Origin of the sequence: Armatimonas sp., assembly GCF_031410135.1 — a bacterium.
GTDB lineage: Bacteria > Armatimonadota > Armatimonadia > Armatimonadales > Armatimonadaceae > Armatimonas.
The window spans coordinates 1-6761 of record NZ_JANNYP010000511.1; the positions used below are offsets into that span (position 1 = coordinate 1).

6 protein-coding genes are annotated in these 6761 nt (G+C 59.9%); 4 read left to right on the forward strand and 2 right to left on the reverse strand.

What is annotated here, in order from left to right; all coding sequences use genetic code 11:
* Positions 1-2006 (reverse strand): hypothetical protein (locus tag RMO15_RS18940; protein ID WP_309715323.1); only part of this gene is annotated, 2006 nt, incomplete at its 3' end.
* Between the two features lie 24 nt (positions 2007-2030).
* A complete protein-coding gene (locus RMO15_RS18945) occupies positions 2031-3437 on the reverse strand; it encodes a hypothetical protein (protein ID WP_309715325.1) in 1407 nt (468 codons plus the stop codon).
* Between the two features lie 75 nt (positions 3438-3512).
* Between RMO15_RS18945 and RMO15_RS18950 the strand changes: the two genes are divergently transcribed.
* From RMO15_RS18950 to RMO15_RS18965, 4 genes are all read left to right on the forward strand, one after another.
* Positions 3513-5075 carry a sulfatase-like hydrolase/transferase gene (locus RMO15_RS18950; protein ID WP_309715327.1) on the forward strand — a complete coding sequence of 521 codons (1563 nt, stop codon included), beginning with the start codon at positions 3513-3515 and terminating at the stop codon, positions 5073-5075.
* Positions 5076-5120: 45 nt separating this feature from the next.
* The gene (locus tag RMO15_RS18955) at positions 5121-5750 is read left to right on the forward strand and encodes a hypothetical protein (protein WP_309715330.1); all 630 of its coding nucleotides are present in this window, start codon (positions 5121-5123) and stop codon (positions 5748-5750) included.
* A 21-nt stretch (positions 5751-5771) separates the two neighbouring features.
* Positions 5772-6254 carry a hypothetical protein gene (locus RMO15_RS18960; RefSeq protein WP_309715333.1) on the forward strand — a complete coding sequence of 161 codons (483 nt, stop codon included), beginning with the start codon at positions 5772-5774 and terminating at the stop codon, positions 6252-6254.
* On the forward strand, positions 6251-6761 hold a 511-nt coding region (locus RMO15_RS18965; RefSeq protein ID WP_309715336.1), incomplete at its 3' end, for a GNAT family N-acetyltransferase. The genes RMO15_RS18960 and RMO15_RS18965, both read left to right, overlap by 4 nt.

Here is a 6761-nt window from a genome sequence, read left to right on the forward strand (position 1 = left end):
GTGAGCAGCGCGATTCCTTCGGCAAGATGACGGCGGTAGGTACTAAACGGCAGATCAAGAAGCTCAGCGGCCTTTTCTTGCGTGGGGGCGGGGCGTAGGTAGGTGTGGAGCAGAGCGCGGTAGGCTCGCTCACGCTTGGGGTGACCTTGGAGTCCCAGTGCCATCTCACGGATCAGACTCTGCAGAACGGCCGCGCGCTCTTTGGGCGCGGTCTCTACCCCACGGGAGCGCTCCCCCACCACGCGTGAGCGCAAGAGGGGGCTGGTGACGAGTGACTCGGGGCGATCCAGATACTTGAGAGCCTCACGGACAGCTGCCTCAAACTCGGGCTTACTGAGCACCAAGTAGGTCTCCACAGGCATGGGGCGCACTCCCCCACCACGTCCCTCTTCTTTTTCCCCCAGCACCCGCAGCCACTCGCTGGGAGGCTGGACACGCCAGTCGTGCGAGAAGACACCAAGTCCCCCAAGTTCCGCGGGCCGACAGCGCTTCGCCTCCGCATAGGCAAAGACGGGCTCCCAGTGCTCGGGGCTGTGCACAGGGAAAAAGCTGTAGGCAAGGCGTGGGGTAATCAGATAGTGGCGCACGGTATTGACCATCACCAGGCTTTGAACCGCAGAGACGGCATGGTAGGTGTCATGGGCCATCCAGAACCGGAAGTGTGTGGCCGTCTCTCCGGGGCGCAGGGGAGCGGAGGACTCTAAAAACTCAAGTGCCTTAGCCACCAGCGGATCGTGTGCCCGGTCCGCCACGCTCACCCGATCCAGCGCCAACCAGAGCACAAAGCCCATTGGGGCATTGCCCTCGCCACCCCGGAAGACCAGGGTTGTCTGCGCGGGATGGCTCCACCAGCGATCGAACATCGCCGCCGCTTCGGGACCTTCGTGATGCTCCACCCAGCTTTGCAGTAAGGCTTTTTCCTCGGGGCGGGGCGTGTCGGCATAGGCACCAGCATCTTCCCAGGCAAAGGCGGACTGCACGATGGGATTGTCGCGATGGAGAAAGACATAGTCCCAGAGCAGGCGCTGCTGCTCTCGGTCGCTGGCAAGGGCAATTTGCTCGCTGTAGTAGCTGCGGGCACGGCGGTGGAGCAGTGCCCAGCGATCCGGGTTGCGCCAGCGCAGGTCGGCAACCAGGGCATCACGGGCGACCGGATGCGGGGAGACACCAGGACGTGCACTCTCCAGTAGAGAGAGGCCACAGAGCCAGTCAAAGACAGGTCGGATTTCGTCCTCGGACAGCTCTAGCAAGCGCGCCAGGATCGGCTCAGTCGTCACCCGGATCAGGGCGGCAGCCTCCAGCGCCGCGCGGTGCTGTGGCGTCGGGGTCTCGTCCAGAAAGCGCTCGATCAGCCCCTGTACCAGATCGGGCGAGGGCTCGGGGGTCGCAAAGGCCTCTGCCCCGCGCTGCTCGAAGACCTCTTTAGCCAGAGTGAGTGCCAGCGGGTAGCCGTGGGTTGCCGCCAAGAGCGCCTCATGAATTTCCTCGGGGATGCCGTTGCGCTGGAGGAACTCCCGGCTCTCATCGGGGCTAAGGTTGCGCAGGGGCAGCGTGCGTACCAGACCTTGCCACTGCGGGTCGGAGCGCCATGCAGGAGCGACAGGTTTCCGCCCCGCCAGCACCACAAGGGTCTCCCCCGAAAGCGAGGGTAGAAACACCCCCCGAAGCCAGCCCTCCAACGATTGAGCTGCCTCATAGCCATCCACGAAAAGTACCCGACGTACGGTTGTGGTCTCGTCAAACCCCGCCAAGCGTAGCGCCGCACGAAAGCCTTCGGGGGTTGGCTCTAGCTCGCGCCCACTCAGGCTCGTAAAGACCACCCCTTGCTCCGCGCAGAGACTTGCCCAGCGCCGTAGCAGGGTTGTCTTGCCCACGCCTCCTGGGCCAAAAACACTCAGAACGCAAAACGGTAGCTCGGCAGCTGCAAGCGCCGCTGTAAAGAGCACCGTCTCTGCTTCCCGTCCCACTGTCCGTCGTGTTGCTGCCAGCCGATCTGCGATCCGCATGACCCTATTGTACCTAAGAAATCTCTATTTTTCGGGCGTCGGCTCCCATTTTACGTGACCGTCGGCATAGACCACAGCGCGACCTCCGGGGCTCGGAATATAGCCCATCGCCGTCTCAGAGGGCTTCTCTACCTTGCCTAGATCTAAGGGACCTTTGTAGGTGTAGACAAATTCGGCCAGGGTGTCATTGTCCTTGATATAGGGGAAGATCGCCTCTTTGACATTGCCCGGATCGTGTGGAAAGTTCTCGTCGTAGTCCTGGGCGTACATCATCAGCGCAAGCCCCGTCTGCTTGGCATTACTGATCGCCAGCTGCTTCATCATCTTCTCAAACGCCACCCGGTCAAGACTCGCAATCGGGGCGGCGTAGAGAGCATCGTCGTGGGTGTAGAGCACGGCGGAGAGATCGTTTAGAAGCTGCACACTTTGTGAGTCCGCTTCGGCGGCGACCAGAGCGCGGTTGAATTTTTTCTCCGGGCCAGGCTCGATTGCCTCAAGCCAGAGTGCGTTGGTATTTGCGATGCGTCCAGCTCCTCCGGTGAGCTTAGCCGTGTCTGCCGCGATCGTCAAGGGAAGTTTGGGCTTCGTATCTGCTTTGGAGAAGGGAATTCTATCTTGTGGCTTCTCTTTCAGCGCTGTCACCTGTGTATCACTGAGCCGCACCGCGTACCAGTGATCCTCACGCTGCGGTTTTTCCTGGCCCACAACACGCCGAAAAGTGGTATTCATAAAGAGCAGGCTCTTACGGTCCACACTCAACCCACTCGGAAACAACGGACTCTCGCCACCTATCGTAAACATAGGGCCAAAAACGCCATCGGATGAGAGAAAGCAATACCGTTTCGTTGGCTCGAACTCTGCTCCGATTTCCTGGCAAAGTAAAACAGGGATACCAGGAAGACCCTGAATGCTTAGCATTTTATTTGTCGGCGGAGTCAGCCAGCGAACGGCGCTACGGTCTACATCCATAAGTCCTAAAGCATAAGAGAGCAGGGATTTCTCTTCTAAAAGAGTAGGGCCGCTTACTTGTTGAAGAATGACTTTCTTTGAATCGGGGAACCAGATAGCTCCGCCCATACGATGCTGGATTCCCTTTACGCTGTCGTCTTGCACACGATGAAAGAGTTTGGTGGTGCGACGAAGTGCATCGTAGACCCAGAGTTTTTGCTCCCCAAAAGGCTCTTTGACATCGTCCGTGGGCTCGGGACGTAGATCCTGGGTGATGATAGCGTAGCGGCCTGTTGGCGCGGGGGCAACCTCTTCAATCTTGCCAGTTAGCACGGGTTCGATCTTGCCGATGAGATAGGCGTTGGTCTTGGTGGTGACAATGCGCGGTGGGCGTGAGCGGCTCTGGCGGCGGGCGAGAGTGGCCGTGGTTGTCAGGGCGACGGCCCCAAGGCCAAGAAAGCAGAGAAAATTACGGCGGTTCATACGTGTACTGTAACGCAATTTGGGGCTATTTGGTTACGGTTGCGCTGGACGTGTTCTTTCAGGCACAATAGGGCTATGAATGCACTTCTCCTGCCCCTTCTCTTGCTCGCCTCACGCCCGGTGGCGACGCAGACAGAGAAGCCGAATATCATCTATTTTTTGGTGGACGATCTAGGCTACGCCGACTGCGGCTTTAACGGCGGCAAGGACATCAAAACGCCGAATATAGACAAGCTCGCCAAAGAGGGCGCGATCCTGAAGTCGTTCTACGTGCAGCCGGTCTGCTCGCCCACGCGCTCGGCACTCATGACGGGGCGCTATGCCACGCACACCGGAGTCTACACCATTGTCCGGCCCAACGCGCCCTGGGGCCTTCCCCTCACGGAGCGCTTGCTTCCACAAGCCCTGCATGAGGTCGGCTATACCACCGCGATCTGCGGAAAGTGGCACCTGGGTGACTACCAGCCCAGCTACACCCCGACGCGGCGCGGCTTTGATCATCAGTACGGCCATCTCTTTGGCGCGATTGACTACTTCACGCATCTTCGTGACGGCAAGCCCGACTGGTACCGCAACGATAAGCCGCTCCAAGAAGAGGGCTACTCTACGCACCTGGTCGCCAAAGAAGCCAGCCGCCTGATCCGCGAGCAACCGAAAGACAAGCCCCTCTTTCTCTACCTGCCCTTCAACGGGATTCACGCGCCGCACCAGGTGCCTGAGAGCTACGAGAAACCCTACGCCAGCCTGCCCAAGCCCCGCCGGACGATTGCAGGAATGCTCGCCGCTGTGGACGAGGCCATCGGGCAGGTCGTCGCCACGCTTGACGAGAAAGGGCTCCGCAAGAACACGCTGATTATCTTCTCCAGCGACAACGGTGGGCCAGGACCGGGTAAAGTGACCATGAACACGCCGCTCCGTGCGGGCAAGGGCACGATCTACGAGGGGGGGATCCGCGCCGCCTCTTTCGCCACATGGCCCGGCAGAATTCCTGCCGGACAGACCATCCACGAGCCGCTTCATGCCGTAGACTGGCTGCCAACTCTCGTCAAGCTCACGGGGGCAACCTCTCCCCAGAAGCTCCCTGTGGATGGCCTCGACATCTGGCCTGTGCTCACGAAAAAAGCACGCTCGCCCCATGATGCCATTCTGCTGGCGGGCACGAAACCCGGAACCGTCGCACTACGTAGAGGCGACTGGAAGCTGCTCGTCGGCGCGTCGGAGGCAGACGCTGAGGAAGGCAGCGCCAGCGAAAAGCCGACAGGCAAGCTGGAGCTCTACAACCTCGCCGACGATATCAGCGAGAAAAACAACCTCGCCGCGTCGCACCCCGAGAAAGTTAAGGAGCTGCGCCTGCGCCTTGACGCCTTTCTCAAAGACGCCGTCCCAAGCGGGGCGGATGTGGTCAAAACAGCCAAGCCCACCGTGCCCACGCAGAATACTAGTACACGCAACGCCCTCTTTGACCAGAAAGACACCAACCAAGATGGCAAGCTCAGCCTGGAAGAGTTTCTCAAAGGCCCCAGCAACCAGACAAATCCCAAACAAGCCGAGGCACGCTTTAAAAACTTCGACACCAACAAAGATGGCTCTCTCAGCCGCGAGGAGTTTGTGAGTCAGGGGAAAATAGAATCGCCCTGAAACTTCTCTCCTCGGTTACCATCCTATACACTCAGGAGGTTTGCTATGTCCCGTTTTCTCTCTCTCGCCATCCTGGCACTGACTCCGACGCTTCCGGTTCTTGCACAGGCGCAGGAGCCCACACCCAAGCTCACCGCGACCACTCGCACAGAAACATCGCTGCGTGAGGCCCTGACCACACTCTTTGAAAAGCAAAAAGTTCCCTACATCCTTGGCCCAGGTATCGAAGGAAAAGTCAGCTTCACAGTAGACCTGGAGCCGCTAAAGCTCAACGAAGCCATTGAGCTCCTGCTCGCCGCCGCCGACAAGCCGATTCATGTCGAGGTTCGCCAGAATGGTGTCTGGATTTTGAGGCTTGCCCCTACTGCGCCACCTGCCCCGCCCCAAGTCAATATCGCGCCTGCTCAGGTGCATGTCACCAACAACATGCCCAAGAACCCCACGATTGCCAGCCTCAATCTCGCCTCCACCGGCGATCCACTTGTGGCGGTTTTAGAGCTTCAAGCCAGCCTTTTGGAGCAAGAACTTGCCACAGGAAAGAGTCAGTACGGCCCTAACAACGAGATCATCCTGGCTCTCCAGGAGCAACTAAGCACTGTCAAGCGTCAGCTTACTTTGCGGCGTGCTCAGGCGACGAAAAAAACGACCGCCGCCGCGACGACAAAGCGCCGTTAGGCAATGGGGGCCATCTGGCGGGTGCCACCAAAAGCAATTCGGGAGGGGAGCCTGCTCCTAGATCAGCAGTGCTGGTGCTGGGGGCAGGATATTCGCCATGCGGAGGGCAATCTTCTCCTCACCCATGGCTTTGTCCGCGAGCGCCACGAGACGGAGAAAGACCTCTCACGCTACTGCCAGCCCCCCGCCACGCTCTGGGCCTTTGGCCTGTTCTACGACGGCCTGTGGCTCTTGCGAAAAGACTTCAAAATCCGCCTCGCGCCCTCGGAAACCACGCCGGATATCTGGACGGTGCGTGATGCCGAGATTCATTACCCCACAACGGAAGAAGAAGGTGAGCGGCTCCGGGAAAAGCTCCGCGCCGCCTGCCTGTGGATTGCCGAGTACGAAGAGAACATCCCTCGTGCCTGGCGCGCCGAGACCCTGCGCCGCTGGGACAAGAAATCTATCCCCGCCGCCGAGCAAGCCGCCCGCTGGCGCAGCTTAGAGGAGGCTCTCCGATGACCCTAAAGCTCGCCACTCACGACGACTGGGAAGCCGTAAAGGCCATTCGCCTAGAGGCACTCCAGTCCGAGCCGGGGGTCTTTGGGAGCAGCTTCGCCCGTGAGAGTAACTACGACGAAGCCCAGTGGCGAGCGTGGAGCACCGGGCCAGGCCGGGCCATCTTTCTGCTCTACGATGGCGAGTCGCGGGTCGGCTTAACGGGTGTACTTGCCCACCGCGACGATCCAAGCACGGCGATGTGTATCGCGAGCTACCTCAAGCCTGCCTACCGGGGGCAAAAAATCTCGCGGCTCTTCTACCAGGCACGCCTCAACTGGGCACGTGAGCAGGGTTTTACGCGCTTGGTCGTCGGGCACCGTGCGTCGAACTTGCCCTCGATGCACGCCAACCAGGCATTTGGCTTTTGCGAGACCCACCGAGAGCTACACACCTGGCACGACGGCACCGAGGAGTCCGAGATCTACTACGAGCTGTTTCTCCCCCCTAACCCCCGCCCGGCGGGGGGAC